This is a genomic window from Candidatus Poriferisodalis sp. (genome assembly GCF_965208555.1).
In the GTDB taxonomy this organism is placed as follows: domain Bacteria; phylum Actinomycetota; class Acidimicrobiia; order Acidimicrobiales; family Poriferisodalaceae; genus Poriferisodalis.
The window spans coordinates 882,867-908,624 of sequence record NZ_OZ242342.1; the positions used below are offsets into that span (position 1 = coordinate 882,867).

At 68.0% G+C, this 25,758-nt stretch carries 25 protein-coding genes; 10 read left to right on the forward strand and 15 right to left on the reverse strand.

Annotation, left to right across the window (positions count from 1 at the left end; all coding sequences use genetic code 11):
• The 4 genes from ACOGXE_RS04050 to ACOGXE_RS04065 are packed head-to-tail and all read right to left on the reverse strand — an operon-like array spanning position 1 to position 4,356.
• Positions 1–1,026: an ABC transporter ATP-binding protein gene (locus ACOGXE_RS04050; RefSeq protein ID WP_419932669.1), complete on the reverse strand. Its 1,026-nt coding sequence runs from the start codon at positions 1,024–1,026 to the stop codon at positions 1–3.
• Positions 1,023–1,982 carry a hypothetical protein gene (locus ACOGXE_RS04055; RefSeq protein ID WP_419932670.1) on the reverse strand — a complete coding sequence of 320 codons (960 nt, stop codon included), beginning with the start codon at positions 1,980–1,982 and terminating at the stop codon, positions 1,023–1,025. Before ACOGXE_RS04055 ends, ACOGXE_RS04050 begins: the two co-directional genes overlap by 4 nt.
• Positions 1,979–2,926 carry an ABC transporter ATP-binding protein gene (locus ACOGXE_RS04060; RefSeq protein ID WP_419932671.1) on the reverse strand — a complete coding sequence of 316 codons (948 nt, stop codon included), beginning with the start codon at positions 2,924–2,926 and terminating at the stop codon, positions 1,979–1,981. Before ACOGXE_RS04060 ends, ACOGXE_RS04055 begins: the two co-directional genes overlap by 4 nt.
• A 44-nt stretch (positions 2,927–2,970) precedes the next feature.
• Positions 2,971–4,356, reverse strand: a complete 1,386-nt coding sequence (locus ACOGXE_RS04065; protein WP_419932672.1) for a 4-hydroxyphenylacetate 3-hydroxylase N-terminal domain-containing protein — start codon at positions 4,354–4,356, stop codon at positions 2,971–2,973.
• 129 nt (positions 4,357–4,485) lie between these two features.
• Here ACOGXE_RS04065 and ACOGXE_RS04070 point away from each other — a divergent pair, with 129 nt between their 5' ends.
• Positions 4,486–5,310, forward strand: a complete 825-nt coding sequence (locus ACOGXE_RS04070; RefSeq protein ID WP_419932673.1) for an enoyl-CoA hydratase/isomerase family protein — start codon at positions 4,486–4,488, stop codon at positions 5,308–5,310.
• A 21-nt stretch (positions 5,311–5,331) separates the two neighbouring features.
• Here ACOGXE_RS04070 and ACOGXE_RS04075 read toward each other — a convergent pair whose 3' ends face one another.
• From ACOGXE_RS04075 to lpdA, 4 genes are read right to left on the reverse strand one after another with little or no spacing between them, the layout of a single operon-like run.
• Positions 5,332–6,147, reverse strand: a complete 816-nt coding sequence (locus ACOGXE_RS04075; RefSeq protein ID WP_419932674.1) for a hypothetical protein — start codon at positions 6,145–6,147, stop codon at positions 5,332–5,334.
• Positions 6,148–6,180: 33 nt separating this feature from the next.
• Positions 6,181–7,851 carry a lipoyl synthase gene (lipA, locus tag ACOGXE_RS04080; protein ID WP_419932675.1) on the reverse strand — a complete coding sequence of 557 codons (1,671 nt, stop codon included), beginning with the start codon at positions 7,849–7,851 and terminating at the stop codon, positions 6,181–6,183.
• A gap of 4 nt (positions 7,852–7,855) precedes the next feature.
• Positions 7,856–9,244, reverse strand: a complete 1,389-nt coding sequence (locus tag ACOGXE_RS04085) for a dihydrolipoamide acetyltransferase family protein (protein WP_419932676.1) — start codon at positions 9,242–9,244, stop codon at positions 7,856–7,858.
• 39 nt (positions 9,245–9,283) lie between these two features.
• Positions 9,284–10,747, reverse strand: coding sequence for a dihydrolipoyl dehydrogenase (lpdA, locus tag ACOGXE_RS04090; RefSeq protein WP_419932677.1), 1,464 nt, complete (start codon positions 10,745–10,747; stop codon positions 9,284–9,286).
• 221 nt (positions 10,748–10,968) lie between these two features.
• On the opposite strand from lpdA, the gene ACOGXE_RS04095 reads away from it, so the two are divergent.
• The 3 genes from ACOGXE_RS04095 to ACOGXE_RS04105 are packed head-to-tail and all read left to right on the forward strand — an operon-like array spanning position 10,969 to position 12,083.
• Positions 10,969–11,322: a hypothetical protein gene (locus tag ACOGXE_RS04095; protein ID WP_419932678.1), complete on the forward strand. Its 354-nt coding sequence runs from the start codon at positions 10,969–10,971 to the stop codon at positions 11,320–11,322.
• Between the two features lie 36 nt (positions 11,323–11,358).
• Entirely contained in the window at positions 11,359–11,616 is a 258-nt protein-coding gene (locus tag ACOGXE_RS04100) for a hypothetical protein (protein ID WP_419932679.1), read from the forward strand.
• Positions 11,617–11,624: 8 nt separating this feature from the next.
• Positions 11,625–12,083 (forward strand): SRPBCC family protein, encoded by a 459-nt coding sequence (locus ACOGXE_RS04105; RefSeq protein WP_419932680.1) that lies wholly within the window; start codon positions 11,625–11,627, stop codon positions 12,081–12,083.
• On the opposite strand, the gene ACOGXE_RS04110 is transcribed toward ACOGXE_RS04105, so the two are convergent.
• Positions 12,080–13,144: an RNase H family protein gene (locus ACOGXE_RS04110; RefSeq protein ID WP_419932681.1), complete on the reverse strand. Its 1,065-nt coding sequence runs from the start codon at positions 13,142–13,144 to the stop codon at positions 12,080–12,082. The two genes, ACOGXE_RS04105 and ACOGXE_RS04110, sit on opposite strands and share 4 nt — an antisense overlap.
• A 21-nt stretch (positions 13,145–13,165) precedes the next feature.
• Between ACOGXE_RS04110 and aceE the strand changes: the two genes are divergently transcribed.
• The 4 genes from aceE to ACOGXE_RS04130 all read left to right on the forward strand — a co-directional run bounded on the left by aceE (position 13,166) and on the right by ACOGXE_RS04130 (position 18,475).
• On the forward strand, positions 13,166–15,868 hold the full coding sequence (aceE, locus tag ACOGXE_RS04115) for a pyruvate dehydrogenase (acetyl-transferring), homodimeric type (protein ID WP_419932682.1): 2,703 nt from the start codon (positions 13,166–13,168) through the stop codon (positions 15,866–15,868).
• A gap of 31 nt (positions 15,869–15,899) precedes the next feature.
• Positions 15,900–17,096: an enolase C-terminal domain-like protein gene (locus ACOGXE_RS04120; protein WP_419932683.1), complete on the forward strand. Its 1,197-nt coding sequence runs from the start codon at positions 15,900–15,902 to the stop codon at positions 17,094–17,096.
• Positions 17,093–17,908, forward strand: a complete 816-nt coding sequence (locus ACOGXE_RS04125) for an SDR family NAD(P)-dependent oxidoreductase (protein ID WP_419932684.1) — start codon at positions 17,093–17,095, stop codon at positions 17,906–17,908. The genes ACOGXE_RS04120 and ACOGXE_RS04125 overlap by 4 nt, the downstream gene beginning before the upstream one ends.
• Before the next feature lie 87 nt (positions 17,909–17,995).
• Entirely contained in the window at positions 17,996–18,475 is a 480-nt protein-coding gene (locus ACOGXE_RS04130) for a MaoC family dehydratase (protein WP_419932685.1), read from the forward strand.
• Here ACOGXE_RS04130 and ACOGXE_RS04135 read toward each other — a convergent pair.
• The 4 genes from ACOGXE_RS04135 to ACOGXE_RS04150 all read right to left on the reverse strand — a co-directional run bounded on the left by ACOGXE_RS04135 (position 18,472) and on the right by ACOGXE_RS04150 (position 21,133).
• Entirely contained in the window at positions 18,472–19,236 is a 765-nt protein-coding gene (locus ACOGXE_RS04135; RefSeq protein WP_419932686.1) for an alpha/beta hydrolase family protein, read from the reverse strand. The two genes, ACOGXE_RS04130 and ACOGXE_RS04135, sit on opposite strands and share 4 nt — an antisense overlap.
• 9 nt (positions 19,237–19,245) lie before the next feature.
• Positions 19,246–19,467 carry a hypothetical protein gene (locus ACOGXE_RS04140; RefSeq protein WP_419932687.1) on the reverse strand — a complete coding sequence of 74 codons (222 nt, stop codon included), beginning with the start codon at positions 19,465–19,467 and terminating at the stop codon, positions 19,246–19,248.
• A gap of 27 nt (positions 19,468–19,494) precedes the next feature.
• On the reverse strand, positions 19,495–19,950 hold the full coding sequence (locus ACOGXE_RS04145; RefSeq protein WP_419932688.1) for a hypothetical protein: 456 nt from the start codon (positions 19,948–19,950) through the stop codon (positions 19,495–19,497).
• A gap of 70 nt (positions 19,951–20,020) precedes the next feature.
• Positions 20,021–21,133 (reverse strand): acyl-CoA dehydrogenase family protein, encoded by a 1,113-nt coding sequence (locus tag ACOGXE_RS04150; RefSeq protein WP_419932689.1) that lies wholly within the window; start codon positions 21,131–21,133, stop codon positions 20,021–20,023.
• Positions 21,134–21,348: 215 nt separating this feature from the next.
• Between ACOGXE_RS04150 and ACOGXE_RS04155 the strand changes: the two genes are divergently transcribed.
• The gene (locus ACOGXE_RS04155) at positions 21,349–23,079 is read left to right on the forward strand and encodes a molybdopterin-dependent oxidoreductase (protein ID WP_419932690.1); all 1,731 of its coding nucleotides are present in this window, start codon (positions 21,349–21,351) and stop codon (positions 23,077–23,079) included.
• 63 nt (positions 23,080–23,142) lie between these two features.
• Positions 23,143–23,784, forward strand: coding sequence for an MBL fold metallo-hydrolase (locus ACOGXE_RS04160; protein WP_419932691.1), 642 nt, complete (start codon positions 23,143–23,145; stop codon positions 23,782–23,784).
• A gap of 31 nt (positions 23,785–23,815) precedes the next feature.
• Here the strand turns inward: ACOGXE_RS04160 and ACOGXE_RS04165 are convergent, their stop codons facing one another.
• Both ACOGXE_RS04165 and ACOGXE_RS04170 read right to left on the reverse strand, forming a co-directional pair.
• On the reverse strand, positions 23,816–24,637 hold the full coding sequence (locus ACOGXE_RS04165) for an ABC transporter permease (protein ID WP_419932692.1): 822 nt from the start codon (positions 24,635–24,637) through the stop codon (positions 23,816–23,818).
• A complete protein-coding gene (locus ACOGXE_RS04170) occupies positions 24,634–25,725 on the reverse strand; it encodes an ATP-binding cassette domain-containing protein (protein WP_419932693.1) in 1,092 nt (363 codons plus the stop codon). The genes ACOGXE_RS04165 and ACOGXE_RS04170 overlap by 4 nt, the downstream gene beginning before the upstream one ends.
• Positions 25,726–25,758 lie beyond the last annotated feature (33 nt).

The window sequence follows — 25,758 nt, forward strand, 5'->3', positions numbered from 1 at the left end:
TCAACGTCGTTCCACCAGGTAGCGGAAGACCGACTCGAGGTCTTCGTCCAGCGGGATGACCTGGCGAAGTCGGGCGCCAAGATCTTTGGCCAGCGGCGCAATCTCGCGTCCGAGCCGATCGACCTCCAGCGTGTCGGCCACCACCACATCGCCGTCGAGACGCACGCCGACCGCGGTGCCCGACGAGACGAGTGCTGCGGCGAGATCGCGGGGCTTGTCGGCCTCGATGCTGATGCGGTGCGGGCGGTCGTCCATCAGCTCGCGCAGCTCGCGGTAGTCGCCGCTGGCGACGAGGCGGCCTTGGGCAATCACCAGGATTCGGGACCCGAGCCGGGCGACCTCCTCCAGCACGTGAGACGACACGAGCACGCAACGTCCTTGCGCGCCGAGGTCTTCGAGCAGCTCGATCATGCGGCGTCGCTGAACGGGATCGAGGCCGTTGAGCGGTTCGTCCAGGATCAGCACCTCCGGATCGTGGACGAGGGCGGCGGCCAGCTTGGTGCGCTGTCGCATGCCCTTGGAATAGCCCGACACCGGCCGATGATCATCCGGGTCGAGTTCGACAATGCCCAGAGCGTGTCGCCCAGCCGCCTCGGGATCCGCCACACCCTGCGTGGCGGCTGCAATCGTCACGAACTCGAGCGCATCGAGCCGGTCGAACAGTGCGTCCTGCTGCGGCGACAGCCCGATCCGGCCTCGCACATCGCGATCGCTGCGGGCATCGGCTCCCAGCACGCGCACCGTTCCCCGCGACGGCGGGGTAAGCCCGCACATCATGCGGAACAGCGTCGACTTGCCTGCTCCATTGGGTCCCAGCAGCGCCGTGACACCCGCGCGGACAGCGAACGTCACATCGGATACGGCCACCACGTCGCCGAAGAACTTGGACACGCCGTGCACCTCGACCATGCCTGCAGGCGCCGCCGGGGCCGCAGTGGCCTGTGAGTCCGGCCGGGGGGCGCGCTCGTCACCATCGACTCCGGGCTTGAGGGCCGGTGCGGGAGCGGGGCGAGGCCGGGAGCTCATCGCACCCCCTCGATGCGGCGATAACGCCACCCCAGCACTGCTGCCCCCGCCATCACCCACGCCGCGTTCACCGCAATGACGAACAGCGTGGACAGCTCGCTGATGCGCTGGCCAGGCGAGCCTTCGTTGTCGCCAAGCGGCGGAGGCGGTCCGACGCCATAGATCCGGTCCTTCAGCGCAGCACCGATCTCGCCAAGGTTGAACGCATAGATGCGAGCGTCCATTTCGGCGACTTCGACCAGGACGCTGGTGACGAGATTGGAGCCCAGCAGCAGCAGGATGACGCCGATCACGGCGAATGCGCGCCGATCGGTCAAGCTCGAGATGGCCAGGCTGGCGGCGGTGATCGTGGCAGCGATGGCGATGCCGGAGCCCAGTATGCGCACGAACACGATCAGCCAATCCCCCGGCCCATCCGGACCGGAGCCTTCGATGGTGTAGGCGACCAGCAGAAACAGCAGGGGTCCCACGGTGATGACCGCCAGGGTGGCCGCCACCGCAGCGGCCTTCGAAGCGAGATAGCTCCACAGCCGCAGCGGCGTGGCCAGGTACAACGACAGCATTCCGTTGCGTCGGTCGGCCACCAGAATCTCCGGAACGACGATCCCGCAGAAGAAGAACAGCGCAGCCTGGATCAGGCCGTAGTACTCGTGGTAGTCGGGCAGGATCTGCTCGGAGATCAGATCGATGTCGAGCACCGTCGCTATACCGACATAGACAACCGCGGGCACGAGGGCGATCACCACAGCCAGCCATGGCAGGAACTTGTGGCGCGCCGGACGACCGAAGCCGAGCGTGAATCTCCATGACGACCCCACCACGGCCCGCACGGCACCGGCAAGCCCGTGGCGGGCGCCGCTGTAGGGCCGGTACCGCTGGTCGAGAATCTGTGCCGCGCCGTCGTCAGCCTCTGTCGCTTGTCCCGCGGGGAGGCCAATTCCGGTTGCGTCGTTCATATCGCAGACGATTCGAACAGGTCGGCGAGCGTGCGCTGGCGGGCTTCGAGGCGCCGGATGCGCGCGCCTGCTTCAGCGACTGCATCGCGCGCCCGATCACTGAGCTCCTCCCGGTCCCGGCCGCCCAGTCGCAGCGTCGTGCCGGTTCGCTCCACCTCGACACCAGCCTGAGCAAGCAAGCGCGAGACCTCATTCACCGAGCCTGCAGGCTCGGCGATGTCGACCAGTTCCAAGGTGATGCCGTCGCCGTCGCCGACCAACTCGTCGATGGGCCCGTCGGCAACCAGGCGCCCTGCATCGAGGGCGACGATGTGGTCGCACACCCGTTCGACTTCCTCGAGCAGGTGCGACGACAAGACCACGTTGACCGAGTGCTCGTTGCTGATCTCGCCGATGAGCGTGAGCATCTCGGTGCGCTGCGTCGGGTCGAGCCCCGAGGTGGGTTCGTCCAGCAGCACCAGTTGTGGGTCGGACGCGACGGCCTGCGCCAGCTTGACGCGCTGGCGCTGACCAGTGGACATGGTGCCGAGCGTGCGTGTGCGCTCCTCGCCGAGCCCGACCAGCCACAGGCTGTCCGATGCTCGGGTACGGGCTTCGCTGCGGGGCAGGCCGCGTACCTGTGCCAGATGACGCACGAAATCGACGGCCCGCATCTCGTCGGGAAGCACGTCGCGCTCGGGCGCGAATCCGACTTGCGCGCGCAGTGCGGCGCCCTGACTGCGTGGATCGAGTCCCAGCACCGTGGCCGAACCCGAGGTCGGTGGACGCAAGCCGAGCAACGCGTTGAGCAACGTGGTCTTGCCGGCACCATTCGCCCCGACGAGTCCGGTCACGCCGGGCCGCATCTGAATGTCGATCGCGTCCAGCGCCACGATCGATCCGAACCGCTGTGTCAGCGATGTTGTCGAGGCGATCATTGACGGCCCCGATGAGGATTCGCTCACATCGTCAAGCTAGGCGAGCCGCTGGGGCGACCACTGTCAGATCGCTAGTGCTCAGCTTCGGCGAGACCCGCGACAGCCAGGGCCTTCTGCTTGGCGGCGTCGAGGTCGTAGTGCTTGCGCGTCACGATGCGCTGGGCGTACAGGCCGCCTCCGGCCTGCAGGTTGGTCACGAACTTCCAGCCGCCGTAGGAGTCAGCGGTGAGATCCCGGATGGTGTGCATCAAACGTGCCCGGTACTCGCCGTCCACGTCTTCGCGGGTGGACATGTATTTGCGCGCCAGCGGGCCGACATCGGGATTCTCGAAATCGGCCGGCACCGGCGAGGTGAGCACGGCGCCCCCGGCGATGTCGTGGAGGTGCCGCACCATGGCGCTGTAGTTCGCGGCGGCGTGGAACTTGCCAGCGTTGGTGTACAGCTCGTTGGGGAACGCCGCCCCTTCGGGCCCGATCGAGCAGTGCCCGATGGCGGCCTCGAGCGTCGCCCGTATGAGCGTGGCGTGGATGATCATCTCGGAGATCTTCTCCTTGACGTGGCCGATGCCGGCCGTGCCATTGGCCTCGGCCACGAGCTGGGCCAGCCCGACCAGCTGATCTGCTTCCTCCACGAAGGCCGACAGACCGCCGAGCCGCTCCCACAGGCCCAGCGCATGGGCAAAGACCGCCGCGTAGTGGGTCTCGCCGTCGAGGAAGACGCGCTCGTGGGGCACGAACACGTCGTCGAAGATCACGAAGCCCTCGGGATAGTGGTGCTCGCCCGACACGGGGAACGCCCGAGGGTCCTCATGGCGCGGCGCGTAGGTGGTGTTGATGATCTTGACCCCGGGGGCGCTCACCGGTACCGAGCAGCCGATCGACCAGTCCTCCTCGCCGGGCTTCATGGCCTTGGTGGGGATGGTGAGCAGTTCATGGCCGAATGAGGCGCCGGTGATGTGCAGCTTCGCCCCGCGGATCACCACGCCGTCCCGCTGGCGATCCACGACACGCACGTATGAGTCCAAGTCGTCCTGGCGGGCGGGCGGCCGGCTGCGGTCGCCCTTGGCGTCGGTGATGCACTGGGTGATCCGCACGTCGTCACGCTGCGCCTCGTCGATGAACGCGTCCATCCGCTCGATGTAGTCGGGCTTGGAGTCCACCATGCGGCCCGCGGCGGTTTTCAGCGTCTGGATGGACGTGTAGGTGACATGGGCCATCATCCCGGCCGAATGCAGCAGGGGGATCATCTCGCGCAGATCGTCTGCGCTGCGCGGCACGGTCATCAGCGGCGACATGGCGCCGGGCGCGGGGTCGTAGAAGCGGTCGTAGCCGGTGGCTGTGACTTCCACGGTCTGGCCGAGGATCGGGTGGGTCTCCAGGTCGTCGATCTGCTTGCCCTCGAAGTACGTCAGGCGTCCGTCTGCGAGCGATTCCTTGTACTGCTGGCCAGTGCGCATCGTGAGTTCCCCCATCCGCCGCGAGTGCCGTGTGAGCGGCAATCACGCTAGCGGCGCACCGCTGAGCCAGCCGGAGCCATCGGACGCCACTGGGGTAGCCGCTGGGGCCGGTGCGCTAGAACGGCACCCATGACAGATCCCTCTTACAAGGGCCCTGTGCCCGACATCTCAGACCCAGACGCCGCTGCCACGTACCGGCTCGACGGGCACATCGCCACCATCACCTACAACCGGCCCGAAGCCATGAACGCCATCAACGGCGACATGCGGCAGTGCCTGAACGCTGCGTGGATGGAGTTTTACAACAACCCTGACGCGTGGGTGGCGATCATGACCGGGGAGGGCCGGGCGTTCTGCGCCGGCGCCGACCTGCGTGACCCCACGCGAGGCTCGGCGGGAACGTGGTCGGGGTCGTACTTCGAGATCCCCACCATCAACAGCCTCGAAAGCGGCCTCGAGCTGTACAAGCCGATCATCGCAGCCATCAACGGCGCATGCATCGGCTACGGGCTGACCGGGGCCCTCGTGGCGGATTTCCTCATCGCGTCGGACCGAGCCATCTTCGGCATGCCCGAGGTGAGGATCGGCGTGCCGACCATCGTGGGCTCGATGCGGATGCCGCACAAGATCGGCTGGGCGAACGCCATGGAAATCCTGCTGACCGGCGAGAACTTCGACGCCGAACAAGCTCGCGAGATGGGACTGGCGTGGAAGGTTGTGCCCCACGACACGCTCATGGACGAGGCCCGCACACTGGCCGAGCGGCTGTGCAAGGGAGCGCCCCTTGCCGTGCGGGCCGTCAAGGAGGTCGCTTGGCGCAGCCAGCGCATGGGCTGGACCGAGGCCCTGCGCATGGGCGAATCGATCCGCAGGATCGTGGGCGACAGCGATGATGCCAAAGAGGGCGGGCGGGCATTCGCCGAGAAACGGCCGCCCGAGTGGACCGGCACATGACCGCTCAAACGCTGAGGAGCGCTAACCGGCCAGGGTGAGGCGGGCGACGAGGTCGGTGCCGAAGCCAGTCAGGATCGCCAGGTAGAGCAGCCCGGTGGCCGCCATCACGGCCGCGTACTGGCGCTCGCGCAGCGCGGCCATCGCCACGGCGGCGAGCGCCACCGTGGTCACCGCACACGCAACCCAGAACCAGCCGAGCAGCCCGCCGTAGCCGTCATTGATGCTGCCGGTCAGCACGGCGATCATGCCGGTGGGCAGCAGGAGCAATCCCACCTCGATGGGCCAGATCCCGCCGAGGTGACGCACCAGTTCTCGAAGCGGTTCCCGCCGCAGTCCGGGCTGCACGAGGTACCAGTGGCCCAGCAGCATCGAATTGCTCACCGCGCCCAGGAATGCCGCTCCGACGACGACACGAGCGAGGTGCAGCGCGGGTGCGACATCTCCGCTGGCGCCGAGCCCAGCAGCCACGACCCCGACCAGTCCGGCAAGCGGCGCCGCAAAATCCCAGCGCGGGTCGAAGCCCTCGATCGTGCGGGTCGGGCCGCCTGCTTCGCTTGCGGCTGCATCGCCTGTCTTGGTGGGCAGTGCAGACCGCACGAGCGTTGCGCCGGCGCACAGTGCCATCACGATGCAGGCTGCGTCACGCACAGCATTCGGCTGGAACACCAAGCCGGTGACGGCCCCGATGACGGCGATCATCGCGTAGAGCGAGCGCAGCAGCCAGCCGTAGCCGAGCCCCACCTCTTGCCGGCGCGTGGTGACCCACAGGTATACGAGCCCCCCTGCGGCCCACTGACACATCACCGTGGCCACGTCCACGGGTGCGCCCTCAGCCATCGCCGCGCTGCCTCTCGCTGACCCGGGGGCGGGCTACGCCGGGACGGGCCGGGTCCGGGCGCCGAGCTCCACGGCTGCAGCGGATTCGGCGGCGTGGTAGCTGGAGCGAGTCAGCGGACTGGACTCGACATGATCGATGCCGAGCGTCGCGCCCACGTCTCGCCAGCGTTCAAACGATTCGGGCGACACCCAGCGGGCGACGGGTATGTGATGGCTCGTCGGCCTCAGGTACTGGCCGATGGTTACGATGCTCGCGCCGACGGCCGCCAGGTCAGCCAAGACGACGTCGACTTCTGCATCGTCCTCGCCCATCCCGACGATGATGCCTGACTTGGTGACGTGCCCCGCCGAAGCGCTGCGTGCCAGCAGGGCGAGGCTGCGGGCGTAGCCCGCGGAGGGGCGCACCGCCCGCTGCAGCCGGGCAATGGTCTCGATGTTGTGGTTCAGGACGTCCGGACCCGCCTCGAGGACAGTGTGCAGTGAGGCGGCATCGCCGCCGAAATCCGGCACCAGCACCTCGACGGTCGTGCCCGGCGACCGAGACCGGATGGCAGCGATGGTCTCGGCGAACGCAGCGGCCCCGCCGTCGGACAGATCGTCACGAGCCACCGCGGTGACGACCGCATGATCCAAGTCCATCTCGGCCACGGCGTCGGCGACTCGGGCCGGCTCACCGGGGTCGATCGGCATCGGCTGGCGAGTGTCGACAAGGCAGAAACCGCACGCGCGGGTGCATCTTTCGCCGTTGAGCATGAACGTGGCGGTTCCCGCTCCCCAGCACTCGAAGATGTTGGGGCAGCCCGCCTCCTCACACACGGTCACCAGGTCGTGCTGGCGCATCACGCGACGCAGCCGGAGGTACCCCTCGTTCAGGTCCATGCGGGCACGCAGCCACGGGGGCTTCCGCTCAGCGAGACGCAGGCCGTCCTCTACACCGGCTTCGGCGAGCCGGGCGCGGCTGCGCGGGGGGGCGACCTCAACCCGACTCGGGCCGAGTTGCCGGCTGAATGCGCTGAGATCGGACGGGCGGTGCCGCCACGCCACATCTGCACGCTCACAGCCGGCTTGGCTCCATCGCTGCGTTGCACGCAGGACCACGGCATCGGCCACCTCGCGCAGGGTCGCCGTGCTGCCCTCAGCGCGCAGCGACGTCGGCCGGAAGTCGCGGATGCCGCACGGGATGATCCGGTCGAACCACGACAGATCGGTTTCGACGTTGAGCGCGAACCCGTGCATCGTGCGGCCGCGGCTGAGACGCACGCCGATGGCGGCAATCTTGCGAGGCGTGCCGTCCAGATCCAGCCACACGCCCGGATAGCCCCGCAAGCGGCCGCAGCCCCGCAGCCCCAGGTCAGCCAGCGCGTCGATGAGCACCTGTTCCACGTCGCACACGTAGGCCGAGGTCTCGGCCAGACCCCCGCCCCGCCGGCCGGGCAGCGTCAGGATCGGGTAGCCGACAAGCTGGCCGGGACCGTGGTAGGTGAAGTCGCCGCCGCGGTCGATGCGGACGCAGTCGGCGCCGAATTCGCCGGGATCGACGAGCAGGTTGGCCTCGTCCGCGCTGGGGCCCGCCGTGAAGACGTGGTTGTGCTCGAGCAGCAGCAGGTAGTCGTCGGCGCTGTGGGACCAGAGGCGCCGCTGCACGTCGAGGGCTTCGCGATAGCCGACCCGCCCCAGCCAGCGCACCTGCAGCTTTCCGGACATCTGGCTAGAACTCCGCTCCCCAGTCATGCTGTTCAAGCATCTGGCGGATGTGCCCCAGGAAGCCGGCCGCATAGCTGCCGTCGAACGCACGATGATCCCAGCCCATCGCCAGGTGTCCCACCGAGTGCACGACGATGCTCTCGTTCCCGAACCTGTCCGTGACGACAACCGGTCGACGGGCGACGCCGTCCGTCGAGAGCACCGCGACCTGAGGCTGATTGATGATCGCTGCTGTGGTGTAGGTGCCGAACGACCCGTTGTTGGAGATGGTGAAGGTGCCGCCGCTGATGTCGTCGGGTGTCAGGCGTCGCTCCCGTGCACGCGCAGCAAGCTCGTTCATGGTGCGGGCGATGCCTCGCAAGCTGAACGAGTCGGCATCGCGCAGCACCGGCACGATCAGCCCGTCATAGTCGAGGTCGACGGCCACGCCGACGTTGCGGCGTCTCCAGATGCGCAGGCCGCCGTTCTCGACGGACGCATTCAGGCGTGGCCAGTGGGCCAAGGCGTCGGCGACGGCGACCACGATGAACGGCAGGTAGGTGAGGCTGAAGCCCTCCGATGCCCGCCACGCCTCGCGGTGGGCCCGGCGGACCTGCTCCACATTCTCGTAGTCGACCTCGACGACGGTGAGGGCGTGCGGCGAGGTGGCCATGGAGTTCACCATGTGCTCGCCCGTGCGGCGGCGGATGTTGTTGAACGACTCGAAGCGCGAGTCTCCGTCGGTCCATTCGGCCGCGGCCGCAGCGGCTACCGGTGCCGGCACCGCCGGCGCGGTCGGCGCGGACGGGCGTTCGCCGGCCGCCGCTCTCGCCGCCGCCGGAGCTCCGCTCGCGGCTGCGGCGCGTTGCCGCTCGTCGATGGCGTTGAGCACATCGGAGCGCGTGATGCGGCCGCCGACCCCGGTTCCCACGAGTGCTGCGGGGTCGAGGTCGTGCTCTCGCACCAAGCGCCGCACGACGGGCGAGAGCAAGTGACTGCCGTGATCGGTCGCCGGGCCGTTTGCCGCGCCGTTGGACGGCAAGGCAGCGACTGCCGCAACGCCGGGCGCCTCAGGCGGATCGGCCGGCGCGGGCGCCGCAGCAGGAGCAGCGGCAGGCTCCGCGGGCGCAGGACTGGCTACCGGTATGGCTGCATCAGGTGACGGCGCTACGGCGCCTTCGGCCAGCTCCACGATCGCCAGCACGGTCCCGACGTCCACGGTCTCGCCCTCGGGGACGCGTATCTCCGTCAGGACGCCCTCCATCGGCGAGGGCACTTCGCTGTCCACCTTGTCGGTGGACACCTCGTAGAGCATCTCGCCCACCGAGATGGAATCGCCCGGGTTCTTGAACCAGCGGGTGATGGTGCCCTCGGTGACGGTCTCGCCGAGTTGGGGCAGCACCAAGTCAGCCATGTCGTCGCCTCATTCGGCCTACCGCGGCTGGGTCCGGGTTCATCCGTGCAGTCCTCGTCCGGTGAGCGACAGCATCGTCTCGCCGAAGAGCTCCGACAGCGTGGGATGCGGCTGCACCAAGGCGGCAACCTCGGCAACCGTGGCCTCCCAGTTGACCGCCAGGTAGCCCTGACCGAGCTGCTCGGTGACCCAGGGGCCCATCATGTGCACCCCGAGCACGCGCCCGGCAGTGCCGTCGGCCTCGCGCTCGGCAACAACCTTCACGAGCCCCTCGGTGTCGTTGACGATCATGGCCCGCGAGTTGCCGGTGAAGCGGTGCTTGGAGGTCACAACGTCGTAGCCGGCTTCGCGGGCCGCCGTCTCGGTGAGCCCGGCAAAGGCCACTTCGGGGTGGCAGTAGATCGCCCACGGCACGTTCGCATAGTCGATCGGCGCCGGTTCCTCGCCGAGCATGTCCTTGGCAGCCACGATGGCCTCGGCAAACCCGACATGGGCAAGCTGCGGCGTGTTGACGAGATCGCCGATGGCATAGACGCCGGCCATGGTGGTCCGGCACACCTCGTCGACCGCGACGAAGCCCCGCTCATCGAGCTTGACCTCGGTGCCGTCGAGGCCGAGATGGTCCGGGTATGGCCGGCGTCCCACCGACACGACCACCGCATCCACCTCCAGCGAGGCTTCTTCGCTGTCGCCGTCGCCTGACCGGGGGGCGATCGTGTACTGCACCGTCGTGCCGCCGTCACCCGGCGTGTGCCCGGTGACCTGGCAGCCGGTGAGCACGGTGATCCCTCGCTTGGAGAATGCCCGGGCGAGTGCCTTGGCGATATCCGCGTCGACGCCGGGGATGATCTGCGGCGCGTATTCGAGCACGGTGACCTCGGCGCCCAGATCGGCCAGCATCGAAGCGAACTCGCAGCCGATGGCTCCTCCGCCGATCACGGCCACGCGGGCCGGCACCTCCTCCAGCGCCAAGACCTCGTCGGAAGTCATGACCAGCGTGCCCTCGCGCTCGAACCCCGGCAGCGTCATCGGCACCGAACCTGCAGCGAGCAGCACATGATCTGCCTGCAGCGTCTGGGCCTCGGACTCGTCTGCGGCAACGCTCACCGACCGGTCCGCATTGAGCCTGCCTGTGCCCTCGAACACCTTGACCTTGCGACGCTTGAGCAAGCCCTTGACGCCGGTCTCGAGGCCATCCACGATGCGCTGCTTGCGGTCTTGCGAGACTCCGAAATCCAGCTCGGGCGGCTCGACGTTGACGCCGAATTCGGCGGCCTCGCCGACCGTGCGCCAGACCGCAGCGGTCTCGAGCAGCTCCTTGGCCGGAATGCAGCCCCGGTGCAGGCAGGTCCCGCCCAGCCGGTCCCGCTCCACCAAGGCAACGCTCATGCCCGCAGCGCCGGCATACAGGGCCGCCCCGTAACCGGCGGGTCCTCCGCCGATCACGACGAGGTCGTAGTGGACCGGACTGCCTGTCTCGCCGGTGCTGGTGTCATCTGCCATCGCGCGACGAGGGTACGCCGCCGCACTCGTCCGTTTGCACCGCAGCCACCCTGCAGCCGCACCATCAAGCCAGCGCTACAGCGCAATCAGCACCTGGACCGCGAACGCCATCAGGATGATCACCCCGGTGGCGAGAGCCAAAGCAATAAGCGCCCGGGTGCTCACCGGGCCGAATGTAACCCGCGCTACCGCTTCGCGGACCCCCAAGTAGGCTCGGCGAGATGACGGGTCCGCGGCCCCGAGCAGCCATCGTGCTGATGGCCGGGCTGGCGGGCCTCGGCGCTTTGGCCGCCTGCGGGAGCGTTGACGTCGACGTGTACCGGGAACCCACGGCGACGACATCTGCTGTCGAGGCATCGTCCACCACGCAGGCTGCGTCAGTGCCCGGGACAACCTCCGGCGGCGACACGGCATCTGCGGCTGCCTCCGGTCCGGCGACGACGGCCGCATCCGCGCCGGTCGAGACCCGCGCCGAGATCGTGCAACTGGAGGGCGCTCTGCTCGACGGGCAGCAGTTCGACCTTGCGGCGACCGTCGGCAACGATGTCCTGCTGTGGTTCTGGGCGCCATGGTGACCGGCGTGCAATCGTGAGGCGCCTGCGGTCGCAGCGTTGAAGGCAGAACACGGCGACAAGCTGGTGCTCATCGGTGTCCCCGGTGGCGACTCCCAGGACTCCTACCTGCGCTTCGTCGCCAAGCATCAACTGGGCGACATCCCACAGATGGCCAATGAAGACGGCGATCTATGGGCGCAGTTCGGCGTCAGCTCCCAGCCCAGGTGGGTCCTCGTGCGTGTCGACGGCAGCATTGAACGTGGCGGCGGCACACCACCGCCGGACATCGTTCAGGACGCCCTTACTCCTGCCTGAAAACGATCATGGCGAAGCCGAAACATCGCAGCGTCAGCGTCGAACGGGTCATTGCCGCGCCCGCCGAGAGGATCTTCGCCGTTCTGATCGATCCCAGCCGTCACTGCGAGATCGACGGCTCGGGAACGCTGGCCCGCCTGACCACCAGCAATGCCCCGCTGACACTGGGCAGCACCTTTTCCATGCGCATCAAGGTAGGCGTCTCCTACACCGTGAAGAATCGAGTGCTGGAGTTCGAGGAGAACCGCCTGATCACGTGGGCGCACTGGCAGGGCCAGCGCTGGAGCTACCAGCTCGAGCCCCAGCCCGACGGCGACACGCTGGTGCGCGAGACCTTCGACTGGTCCACTGCAAAGCTGCCGCGCAGCGTTGAGCTCATCGGGGCACACCGCAAGAACGTGCCGAACATGGAGAAAACGCTGGAGCGGCTGGCCGCACTCGTCGAATCCCCTGCCGACGACGACTAGCCCTCCGGCTCAATCACCCAGACGTCGTCCAACGCATCCTCCAGGCGCCGGTACAGATCGCCCAGGGTGCGGTCGCCGGCGCGGCGCACCAGGACGGCCTCGTCGCAGTTGTGCATGAACCACGTATCCCGCCGACGCATCGCCTTGCCGAACGCCTCGGTGTCGACCGGCACCCTGTTGCCGAGCACGAATTCTCGAAGCGCGCTCTGGCGCAGCTCGGCGAACCTCTGGCGTGAGGGACCCGGCCATCGGCGCTCAACGCCTTCGAATGCGAGCACCACGACGTAGGGCACACCAGCCGCACGTGCCGCCTCGGCGCCCAGGGTCTCAGCACCGAGCCCAAGACCCGTCGCCACAACGAGATCGGGATGCATCTCGCGCTTGGCGGCAAGAACATCGCTCAGCTGCCGCAGCACCCTGCGGGCGACTGGGTTCTCTTCGTACCCACCGAGCTCTGGCGGCCGGTGGCCGAGCACTGCCACGGCGTGACCGGTGATCTCCCGGTTCCCAGACGTCGGCTCATCGGTGCTGACGGCTCCCTTGGCCGGGCGATGCGGTGCCGTTCTCGGGTCGCTCAGCCGATCGAGCACGTCATCGTCGAACCGGTTGCCGCTCTGGCCGGCACCTGCCCCGGCCGCATGCACGGCCAGTGCGTCGGCAGCGGAGTTCAGCCGCTGGCCTGCATGACCCTTCACCCACTCGAACGTCACGTCCCCCCGCGCAAGCACCGCGTCAATGAACGGCTCCCACAGGTCGCGGTTGGCCACCGGCTTCTTTGCGGTGTTCAGCCAGTTGCGCCGGTGCCAGCCCTTCCACCACTCGTCGGTGAAGCACTTCACCACGTAGGTGGAGTCGCTGACGATCCGGAGCGGCCCGTCCAGGTCCTCGACAGCGTGCGCCGCAGCCGCGACCTCCATGCGCTGGTTCGTGGTCGAGGGCTCGTAGCCGCATGCCCAGCGCCCGCCGTCGACCACGTAGGCCCAGCCGCCGGGACCGGGATTGCCCAGGCACGATCCGTCGGTGAAGACCTCAGTTGCTGGCGCGTTCGATTGCCGGCTCATTCAGGTGCGACACTAGAACCCATGCTCTTCGACGGGTTGCATGAGCAGATCCCCGATATCGATCCTGACGAGACCGACGACTGGCTGCAGTCCTTCGCAGCGGTGGTCGAGGAGCGGGGCAAGAACCGTGCACGGTTCCTGATCCGGCGGCTCATGTCCAAGGCCCGCGAGATGCAGGTCGATTTCCCCGCCACCGTCTCCACCCCGTACATCAATACGATCCCGCCCGAGCAAGAACCCTGGTTCCCCGGCGACGAGGAGATCGAGAAGCGCCTGCGGGCCTTCATCCGCTGGAACGCCGTCGCGATGGTGACCCACGCCAACTCGTGGGCCGACGGCATCGGCGGCCACCTGTCCACGTTCGCCAGCTCCGCGGCGCTGTACGACGTCGGCTTCAACCACTTCTGGCACGGCAAAGACGACGGCGAGCCGGGCGATCACATTTACATCCAGGGCCATGCTGCGCCCGGCATCTACGCGCGGGCCTACCTGGAAGGCCGCCTCGACGACACCGATCTCGAGCACTTCCGGCGCGAGATCGGCCGCACCGGCCTGTCGTCGTACCCCCATCCCCGCCTCATGCCCGATTTCTGGGAGTACCCGACGGTGTCGATGGGCCTCGGCCCGATCACGGCCATCTACCACGCCCGCTTCAACCGCTACCTGCACAACCGCCGCATCGACAACACGTCTGAGTCGAAGGTGTGGTGTTTCGTGGGCGACGGCGAGACCGATGAGCCCGAGACGCTCGGCGCCCTCCATCTGGCTGCGCGGGAGCGGCTGGACAACCTGATCTTCGTGGTGAACTGCAACCTGCAGCGCCTCGACGGGCCGGTGCGGGGCAATGGGAAGATCATCCAGGAGCTCGAAGCCAACTTCCGCGGCTCGGGCTGGAATGTCATCAAGGTGATCTGGGGCGGCCGCTGGGACGAGCTGCTGGCCCGCGACCGCGACGGTGTGCTGCTCAACAAGATGAACGCGACCATCGACGGCGAGTACCAGCGCTACTCGGTGGAGAGCGGGCAGTACATCCGCGAGCGGTTCTTCGGCCCTGATCCGCGGCTGCGCGAGATGGTGCAGCACCTCTCCGACGAAGAGCTGCAAACGCTGCCCCGCGGCGGCCACGACTACAAGAAGCTCTACGCGGCCTACCAGGCAGCCGTGGAGCACGAGGGCAGCCCCACCGTCATCTTGACCAAGACGGTCAAGGGCTGGTCGCTCGGACCCGACCTCGAGGCCCGCAACGCCACGCACCAGATCAAGAAGCTGAACCGGACCCAGCTCATGACGATCCGGGAACGCCTGCGGCTGCATGCCGAGATCGATGCGGAGTTCGATCCCGACGATCCGCCCTACTGCCGACCGGAGCCCGGCAGCGCCGAGCACGAGTACCTGATGGCGCGCCGCAAGGCCCTCAACGGCCCACTGCCCAAGCGCTTACGCAACTGGTGCCGCAAAGCACTGCCGATGCCCAGCTCGAAACCGTTCTCCGAGTTCGCTGCGGGTTCGGGCGAGATGGCGGTGTCGACCACCATGGCGTTCACGCGGATGCTGCGGGCGATGACCCGCGAGCCGGGATTCGGCGACCGCGTCGTGCCGATCATTCCCGACGAGGCCCGCACGTTCGGCATGGACTCGCTGTTCCGGGAGCTGGGCATCTACGCCAGCCAGGGACAGCTCTACGAGCCCGTCGACCACGACCTGCTGCTGTCCTACACCGAGCACATCGACGGGCAGATTCTCGAGGAGGGCATCACCGAGGCGGGCGCTCTGGCCAGCTTCACCGCCGCGGCGACGTCGTACGCCACCCGCGGCGTGGCGATGGTGCCCTTTTACACCTTCTATTCGATGTTCGGCTTCCAGCGGGTCGGTGACATGATCTGGGCGCTGGCCGACATGCGGGGGCGCGGCTTCCTGATGGGAGCGACGGCGGGTCGCACCACGCTCATGGGCGAGGGGCTCCAGCATCAGGACGGGCACTCGCCGCTGCTGGCCTCGGTCGTTCCTCCGTGTCAGGCCTACGACCCGGCGTTCGCTTACGAGCTCGCCGCGATCGTGCGGGACGGCATCCGGCGCATGTACGGCGTGGGCGAGGACATCTTCTACTACCTGACCATCTACAACGAGAACTACGTCCAGCCGCCTGAGCCCGACGATCTGGCTGTGGAGGACCTGCTGGCCGGGCTGTACCGCTTTGCCCCCTCGCCGCCCGGACGGGCCCACGCCGGAACGATCCTGTTCTCTGGCTCGGCGCAGGGCGCTGCGCGAGCGGCAGCGGATCTGCTTGCTGCAGAGCACGACGTCGGTGTCGACCTCTGGAGCGCCACCTCGTACAAGGCGCTGCGCGAGGAAGCGCTGTCGTGCGAGCGGTGGAACACCCTGCACCCCGACGATCCTCAGCAGGTGCCCTTCGTGACCCGGCAGCTCGCCGACGGCACCGGACCGGTCATCGCCGTGACTGACTTCATGCGGGCGGTGCCCGACCAGGTGTCTCGCTGGATCGGCCGCGACTACACCTCGCTGGGCACCGACGGCTTCGGTCGCAGCGATACCCGCAGCCGCCTGCGTGAGCACTTCGAGGTGACCGCCGAGCACATCACGGTCGCGGTGCTGTGGCGCCTCGCAGAGCTCGGCGAGATCGACGCGTCCGCTGCCGCCGAGGCGATCAAGCGTTACGGCCTGGCCGTCGACAGCGTCGACCCCTGGTCCTCTGCGGCGCACTGAGCCGCTGCCGGTCTTCGAGAACGTCTCCACGATGGTCACCATCACCGACGTCAGAGCAATCCTCACCCAGCCCGGCGCCGCGCGGTTGGTCATCGTCAAGGTCCAGACCTCCGAACCCGGCTTGCACGGACTGGGTTGCGCAACCTTCACCCAGCGAGCATTCGCAGTGAAGTCCGCCATCGACCGTCATCTCGCCCCGTTCCTCATCGGGCGCGACGTCGACCGTGTCGGCGAGATCTGGCAGATGTCGATGGTCAACGGCTACTGGCGCAACGGCCCGGTGCTCAACAACGCAGTGTCCGGTGTCGACCAGGCCCTGTGGGACATCAAGGGCAAGCGGGCCGGGATGCCGGTGTACGAGCTGTTCGGGGGGAAAAACCGCGAAGCCGCCGCGGTCTACGTCCACGCAAGCGGCGATGACCCCCACGAAGTGACGGACAGCGTCGAGGAGCTGAGCGAGCAGGGCTACCGGCACATCCGGGTGCAACTCGGGCCATACGGCGGCCCGACGGCCCCGATGCCTCAGCCCCGTAACGCTCCGGCGGGGAGCTACTTCGATCCTCGTGCCTACAGCCGCGCGACCCTGGCGATGATTGACCACGTCCGCGAGACCGTCGGCGAGCGTGTCGAACTGCTTCACGACATCCATGAGCGATTGCACCCCATCGACGCGGTCCAGTTCGCCAAGGATGTCGAGCCGTACAAGCTGTTCTTCCTCGAGGATCCCTTTGCGCCGGAGGACATCGGCTGGTTCACCACGTTGCGGTCTCAGTGCGCGACTCCGCTGGCGATGGGCGAGCTGTTCAACAACCCGCACGAGTGGCAGGGCCTCATCACCGATCGTCTCGTCGACTTCGTCCGGATGCACATCAGCCAGATCGGCGGCTTGACACCCGCGCGTGACATTGCCGCGTTCGCGCACATGTTCGGCATCCGCACCGCTTGGCATGGACCCGCCGACACGTCGCCGGTGGGCCACACGGCCAACCTGCACCTGGACATCTCGGCGCCGAACTTCGGGATCCACGAGTGGTACCGCCCCACCGATCTCGACTACGAAATGTTCCCCGGGCTGGGTGAAGTCGCCGACGGCTACCTCTATCCGAACTCGGCGCCCGGGCTCGGCATCGACATCGACGAGCAGCTCGCCGCGGCCCATCCGGCCCGCGACGGCGTCGAGGAGTGGACCCAGACCCGGCTGGTCGACGGAAGCCCGGCTCGACCGTGAGCGACGTGCCGCCTCCGGCCGGCGCCCACGCGCGCCACGACGAGCTGCGGGGTCGCTGCGCGGTCGTCACCGGCGCGGCCAGCGGTATCGGCCGCGGCGTCGCGCAGCGCCTTGCCGTCGAGGGAATGCGGCTCGTGGTCGCCGACATGAACGCTGACGCCCTGCGGGAGTGCGTCAGCGAGCTGGCCGGGCTTGGCGCGGATGCAGCAGCGCATTGCGGGGACTTGTCACGCGACGACGACATCGACGCTGTCTTCGACACCGCGCTCGCCGAATTCGGCACCGTCGACCTGCTCGTGAACAACGCTGCCGACCTGCGCCGTCAGCACGCGCTCGACGAGCACCTCGACCTGCTCGACCGCCAGCTCGCCACCAACATCCGCAGCCCCTATCGCTGCGCTCAGCGGGCCGCAGCAACCATGCGCGACGGCACCGGGGGCAGCATCGTGTTCATCTCGTCCGTGGGCGCACAGCGAGCGCACCACCGCGGGTTGCCCTACGACGCCACCAAGGGAGCGATCGACGCGATGACCCGAGCCATGGCCATCGAACTCGGTCCCTACGGCATCCGGGTCAACGCAATCGCCCCGGGACTCACCGAGACGTACCGGTGGCACGCCTCGGGCAACGCGCGCAGGCTCGCATCGCTCGCAGCCCAAGTACCGCTGCAGCGAGCGGGTCAGGTTGGCGACATCGCGGCGATGGTTGCCTTCCTGGCATCTGCCGAATCGAGCTACGTAACCGGCCAGGTCATCTGCGTCGACGGCGGCATCACCGCGCAGCTCAGCCCGGCAGGTCCCGACACCCTGTGACCAACCGGCTCGCGGCCGTCCCTGCACGGGCACCGGACCTACTCAACATGTCCGATGATGTCCCGCTTGCGCGGCCAGACTGTCCCGATGCCGAGTGACCTCCCCTGCCCGCAGCGCTGGTTCGACGACTACGAAACCGGCGAGCGCTTCACGTTCGGGTCAACGACTATCGACGAAGCGGAGATCATCGAATTCGGCCGTGCGTTCGACCCGCAGCCCTTCCACATCGATCCCGAGGCCGCTCGTCGCACGGTCTACGGCCGGCTGATCGCCTCGGGATGGCATACGGGCTCGATCATGATGCGGCTGCTGGGCGAGCACCTGCTGGGACCGTCGAGCATGGGCTCGCCGGGCCTCGACGAGCTGCGCTGGCTGGCGCCAGTGCATCCAGGCGACCGCCTCACCCTCGTCGTGGAAGTGCTGGAGACGATTCCCAGCCGCTCCAAGCCCGACCGCGGCATCGTCAAGATGGTCCACGAGCTCGTCAACCAAGAGGGCGTCACGGTGGTGCGCTCCGTGGCGAACATGATGATCGCCCGCCGCCCCGAGGAACACGCCGAGACTTAGGCGTACTGGGCGGCTGCCTGGTGCTCCAGCCAGCCCAGCAGGATGGCCACGGCTCGGGGATCATGGCGAATGCGGTGATCGGCGCCGGTGATGAGTCGGAGCTCGGCGCTCGGATGCCGTGACGCCAGGTGCCGGGCCTCCTCGTAGGGCACCTGACGGTCGTTGATGCCGTGCAAAATCAGCAGCGGCCGGTCGGCAAGTCCCTGCACGGCGTCCACTGCCCGGTTCTGCTTCAGCTCACGGTTCCACGCGCTGGCCGAGCGAGGGAAGCCGTCGGACCTGATGACGCCGACATTGCGGCAGTGCTGCAGGAACGCCTTGGGGTCGCCCGCCCAGTCGTCGAAGTCGGCTCGGGGCGCCATAGCCGCCACGCCGCGCACGCGCGCATCGCGAGCAGCAGCCAGGATGGCCACCGAGCCCCCAGTCGTGGAGCCCACCAGCCACACGCCGCGGCAGCCGTCCTCCAAGACGTGCTCGATGGAACGCCCCACATCGTCGATCCAGCCGAGCAGCGAGAAGTCGCCGTCGGACTCCCCGCAGCCCCGCATGCTGACGGCGAGCACGGTCCAGCCCTGCGCTTCGGCAATGCGCTCAGCAAACATCTGGTACGTGCGATTGGGAATGCCGGGCCGCTGCTTGGAAGGGAACCCATGGCAGAGGACCACGGCCGGGCCGCTGCCCGTCGAACGCGACGGGCGCACCATCAGCGCCGCAAGATGGGGGCTGCCTCCGATGGTGATCTCGGTGACCGTGGTGCTCACTGCACTCGTCTAGCGACCGAGCCGCGACAGGCGGTAGCCGCGGTTGCGCGCTTCTGGCAGCTCGTCGGGACCGAAGGTGGCGTATGACTGAGCTGCCACGATGTCAGCGACCGCCGCCGCGAGCTGTTCGGCGACGGCCGGATCGTCCGTTTCCAGCTCCATGTCGTACACGGTCTGGTTGCGCTTGTCACCGACGAAGCGGCAGCCGGCGAGCTCCCTGGGGATGTCCATGGGAACATTCTGCCGTCCGGCGCACGCTCAGCTGCCGCCAGGGTCCACGACGGCCAGTGCGCCGATCAGACGCAGGTACTCGAGATGCGCACTCGCCACCGCGTGAACCTGCTCGAGTGACACCTCGAATCCGTCCCGGCGGACGCTGCGATACAGCTCAGCCGCAGACGAGCGGTCCTCGGTCACCGACGTGCCCATCGCGCCCTCGGCATCGGCGTCCGCGCCGTCCGCTTCGTCCGGCGCCGCAGCCGGCCCGAACTGCAACTGGTTGAGGTGCGCTCGCAACAGTGCTTCGAGCTCGCTCGCACTCAGACTCGCGGCGATGTCGAAGGGCACCAGTTCGGCGACGAATTCCGCCGCCTCGGCAAGGCGCCACACGGGCTCGCGCCGCTGACGGCCCAGCCGCTGCGCCTGCGAGCCCACCACACCCGCGGCCACGACGAAGCCGATCACCAACGAAATGACGATGACCGCGACGATCACCAGTGCCTCCCCGGCAGCTCAGGAATCAAGCCGGCCGCGTTGCTCTTGTGCCGATGTGGGTTGCTGAGATCTACAGGCCGATGCGCTGGGCCAGCTGCTCGCGGTGGTAGGCGGGATCGCCGAAGATCAGCTCAGAGCTCTTCGCGCGTTTGAAGTACAGGTGCGCGGGGTGCTCCCACGTGAAGCCGATGCCGCCGTGGATCTGGATGTTCTCGGCCGCGCAGTGGAAGTACGCCTCCGAGCAGTAGGCCTTGGCCAGCGACGCCACCGACGGCAGCTCGTCGTTCATCTCCGACGCGCACCAGGCCGCGTAGTAGGCGGCCGACTTGGCCGATTCGACCTCGAGCAGCATGTCGGCGCACTTGTGCTTGATGGCCTGGAACGAGCCGATCGGGCGTCCGAACTGCACCCGGTCCTTGGCGTACTGCACGGCCATGTCCAGCACGAACTGCGCACCGCCGACCTGCTCGTTGGCGAGCGCAACCGCTGCAAGGTCGAGCACCTTGTCGATGTAGGCGAAGTTGTCGGTGTCGCACAGGTGCTTCGCCGGCGTGTTGTCGAAGGTGATGCGGGCCTGCTTGCGGGTCTGGTCCATCGTGGCGAGGTTCTCGCGGCTGAGCCCGGCTGCGTCACCCTCGACGGTGAACAGGTGGATCCCGCCGGCGCAGCGCGCCGCAACGACGAACAGGTTGGCCGTGCCGCCGTCGGTAACGAACATCTTCTCGCCCGAGATGGTGGCAGAGTCGCCCGTGTCGGTGGCCTCGACTTCGACGCCGTCGGCATCCCAGCGGCCGCTGGCCTCCGCCAATGCCAAGGTGGCGATGATCTCGCCGGAGGCGATGCCTTCGAGCAGCTCTTCCTTGGCCTTCTCGTTGCCCGAGTGCAAGATGGCGTTGCCGGCCAGCACGACCGTGGAGAAGTAGGGCGAGCACAGCAGGCTGCGACCCATCTCCTCGAGCACGATGCCGAGCTCGACGTAGCTGGCGCCCTGCCCGCCGTACTCCTCGGGGATGATCAGCGCCTGCAGGCCGAGTTGCTCGGCCATCTGCGACCACACAGCAGGGTCGTAGCCGTCGTCGGTCTCCATCAGCTCCCGGACGGTGGCCTCCGACGACTTGTCCTCGAGGAACGAGCGGACGAAGTTGCGGAGCTCTTCCTGCTCCTCGGTGAATGCGAAGTTCACGTACACGCCTCCGGGGCCGGTGCAGCCTGTGCAGTTTGGACGCCGGCCGGGCCAGCGTAATAGTCAGGCGAAGTTCTATCACCCGGAGGCCAGATCGACTCAGAAACGGCTCATCGCCCATGTCCGCGGCGGTGGAACCCCTGGCATACCTCGGGCGTTAGCTTTCGTGGCGGGTTCCACGCACGGATGCAAGACGGATCGCAAGGGTGGACAGGATGACTCACAGCGACACAGCTACGCCGGCTGCTTCACGCCGGGGCGGGGTTCGACGGCTCATCAGCCGGCCGGGTGCAGGCGTCGGCCTGCTCGCCGGCATCGCCGGCGCTGCGGTGGCGTTGGCGTTCGGCGAGTTCATCGACGGGCTCGTCGACACCATCCCGTCGCTGGTGGTGGCCGTCGGCGAGGCGCTGGTGGACTACTCGCCCGACTGGGCCGTGAGGCTGAGCATCGAGCTGTTCGGCGAGAAGGACAAGGCGGTGCTGGCGATCGGCATTGTCGGTGTCTCGCTGATCATCGGCGGCCTGCTGGGCGCCTGCGCCATGGCGCCGCGCCGCCGGTGGGTGCCGTTCGCCGGATTCGCCGCATTCGGGTTGATCGGCGGCTGGACCGCGGCCCGCAACCCGATGAGTCCGTTCGTGGGCTCGTGGGTGGTTGCCCTGGCTGCCGCTGCGCTCGGCTACCTCACGCTGCGCGTGCTCTTGCGTTGCGCACCGGCGCACCGGCCTGCCCGCACGGCGGTGAGCGAGCACGAGCCCACCGAGCCAGCGGCCGGGGCGCCGCCAGACAGCGCGGCCGATGCCAGCCGCCGGGCCTTCCTGCTCGGCGTGGGCGGTGCCGGTGTGGCGGCCGTCGGCTTCGTGGCACTGGGGCGTGCTGTACGCGGCCCGTCGGCGGCAGAGACTGCCCGGGCCGGCATCGACCTGAGCGTCGCACGGCCGCCCGCAACGACCGCAGCCGGCGGTGCCGCAACCGCAGTCGAGCCGACGGCGACCACTGCGGCCGGGCCTTCGGTGGCTACCCAGGTCGCAGCGCTGGACACGCTCGACAGCGTCGCCGGCATCTCCAGCTACGTGACGCCCAACGATGAGTTCTACCGGATCGACACGGCGCTGACCGTGCCGCAGGTCGACCCAGCGGATTGGAAGCTGTCGTTCACCGGCATGGTCGACAATCCCTACGAGCTGACCTTCGACGAGATCCTGGCAATGGACCTCCAAGAGCATGTCGTGACGCTCTCGTGCGTGTCGAATCGAGTCGGCGGCAACCTGGTCGGCAACGCCGTCTGGACCGGCGTGCCGCTGGTGGACCTGCTGGAGCGGGCCGGCGTGCAGGACGGGGCCGACCAGGTGGTGGGCCGCTCGGTCGACGACTGGACCGCCGGTTTTCCCACCCCGCTGCTGTACGACGGTCGCAACGCTGTCCTGGCCGTCGGCATGAACGGCGAGCCGCTGCCGACCAGGCACGGCTTCCCGGCCCGCCTGATCGTGGCGGGGCTGTACGGCTATGTCTCAGCCGTGAAGTGGATCGAGGAGATCCACCTGACCACCTGGGACGCCTTCGACGGCTACTGGGTGCCCCGGGGCTGGTCGAAGCGGGGGCCGATGAAGACCCAGAGCCGCATCGATGTTCCCGGCAGCGGCGACCGGCCCGTGGCGGGTGTGACGACCGCTATTGCAGGCATCGCCTGGGCGCCGACACGAGGCATCAGCGCTGTCGAAGTGCGCGTCGATGACGGGCCGTGGCAGCGCTGCGAGCTGGGCGAAGCGCTGGGCGATGAGAGCTGGGTGCAGTGGCACCTGCCCTGGACGCCCACCTCGGGCACGCACTCCCTGCAGGTGCGGGCGATCGACGGCACCGGCATGACGCAGCCCGAAGGCCCCAAGGACGTCCGGCCCGACGGAGCCGAAGGCTGGCACCGCGTCGCCGTCCGGGTAGACGCCGCCTAAGCGGGGGGTCCTGCCGCCTCCGCAGCGGGAACACCGATTGGCAGTGCCTCTTAGGATGCATCCATGGCACTGCACTGGTCCGCCACCGGCATCGAAGTCCACAAGCACGTGGTTCGTCCCGTCGACGGCGACCTGCCTCACGGCTTTCCCGACGACTTCGACAACAACGTCTTCACCATCCGATGCACCGAGACCGGCGAGGCGATGCTCATCGACGCGGCCAACGAGCATGAACGCCTGCTCGAGGTGTGCCGCAAGCTTGGCGTGACGCTGGTGGTGGAGACCCACGGTCATTGGGACCACATCCAGGCCGTGCCGGCCGTGCGCGACGCCGGCATCGAAGTGGCCATCACCGCCGAGGACTCGTCGATGCTGCCCAGCTATGACCTCATTCTCGAGGACGACTCGGTGCTGGAGGTCGGGCGGCTGCGCATCCGCACCATCCACAACCCGGGCCACACCGCCGGCTCCATGAGCTTCCACGTAGAGGGCACGCCGCTGCTGTTCACCGGCGACACCCTGTTCCCTGGCGGGCCCGGCGCCACCAGCTACGGCGGCGACTTCGACCTGATCATCCGCAGCATCGAGGACCGGATGTTCTCAGCCTTCCCCGCAGACACGATGGTGCTGCCCGGCCACGGCCTCGACACCACGATCGGCACCGAGTTGCCGCACCTGCAGGAGTGGATCGACCGCGGCTGGTAGCCCCTGACCGGTCGCTACGCGACGACTGTGTCTACCCCGTCGCTACGCGACGACCGAGCGACCTGAACGCGATATAGAAGGTCACGATCGCGAGCCCGACGATGGCCGCGGCGCCCTTCACTATGGCGAGCCCATCCCAACCCATGAACAGCAGTGCTCGCATGCCCTCCATCAGGTAGGTGACGGGATTCCACGCCGCCACCGCCTCGAGCCAGCCGCCCATCAGATCGCGCGGCAGGTATGACGGCGTGAGAAACGCGAACGGGAAGAAGATCAGGAACGACGAGTTCACTGCGGCAGGGTTCCCGGTACGCAATGCCACCGTGTACGGGATGCCGCTGTAGGCAACGCTCCAGGCAATCGCGAGCAACAGGAAGACCAAGAGCCCCAAGACGCCCGTCTCGAACCAGACACCGAAGACGAGTCCAAGAGCGACCACGAACAGGGCCAATCCGAGCGCCATGACGATGTCGGCCACCATCAGCCCGAACAGCAGCGTGGATCGCCGTATCGGCGTCACGAGCATCCGGTCGAGATAGCCGGACTGGATGTCGATCACGAGCACGCTGGCTCGTGAGATTCCCGTGACAGCGAAGATGATCGCCACGGGAAGCTGGAACGCCCGGTAGTCGAGACCGACGGTGCTGCCACTGGGGGCCTGTCGCTCCACGAAGGACTCCAACGCACCCGTGTTCACCACGAAGAAAAAGAAGGGAATGATCAGCGCCGGGACGACGTATTCGGGCTCCCGCACCACGCTGCGCACGGCTCGCCGGGCAATCGTGGCAATGTCGGTGAGGAAGCTGACCCGGTTCGTCAGGCCGCCGCCAGGGGTGATGGTTGCGTCGGTCATGACGCACCTCCGGGGGCGGCCAGTTGACCGTCACGTACCTCGTCTCCCGATTCTTCGGCTGCGACTGCGCTCCCGGCCGCAGCCTCCTCGGCGGCGACTGCACCTTCGGCCGCAGCCTCCTCGGCGGCGGCCATGCGATACCCGGTTGCTTGCAGGAACACGTCGTCGAGCGACGGCGTACGGACGGTGAGCGCTGTCGGGTGCACGTCGGCAGTCGCCAAGGCCACAGCCACGGCGCCGACGAGTCCTGCCCCGTCGGCGGTCGCGATCGTGACACCGAGCCGGCCGGCAGTCACCCCGTCTGCGCCAGGCACGGTTTCCGCCACCTCTGCCGCCCGTGCGATGTCGCCCGGTTCCAGATCAACCACGATCACATCGGAACCGACCGCCCGTTTCAGCTCGGCGGGCGTGCCCTGCTGAACGATGCGCCCGTCGGCAAGGATCGCCACCCGGTCGGACAGCGCATCGGCCTCCTCCATGTACTGCGTGGTGAGGAAGACCGTCACGCCCAACTCGCTGTTCAGGCGGCGCACCTCGTCCCAGACCTGCGCCCGGCTGACGGGGTCAAGACCGGTCGTCGGCTCGTCCAGGAAGATCACCTCAGGGGCATGGATCAGCGATGCTGCGAGATCGAGCCGGCGCTTCATGCCGCCGCTGTAGGTGGAGATGCGGGCGTCGATGGCATCACCGATGTCAGCCAGATCGATGGCTTGGGCGATGGACGCAGCCCGGTCTGCGGGCCGCAGTCCGTACAAGCGGGCCTGCAGATCGAGGATCTCGCGGCCGGTTTGCTTGTCGTCGAGCGCCGCTTCCTGCATGGCAACGCCGATGCGGATGCGTACCTCACCCGGGCTCTTCTCGACGTCGTAGCCGGCGACCCGGGCCGTCCCGGCCGTCGGGCTCAGCAGCGTGCACAGCATCCGCACCGTGGTGCTCTTGCCGGCGCCGTTCGGCCCGAGGAACCCGAAGATCTCGCCTTCGCGCACCAGCAGGTCCACTCCGTCGACTGCCCGCTTGGCCCCGAAGTCGCGCACCAGCCCGTGGGCCTCGATGGCTGTCACGGACCCTTTCGACACCGCCTCGGACACGGGCGGCAGGCTAGCGAGCGGCCTGCGGTGCCG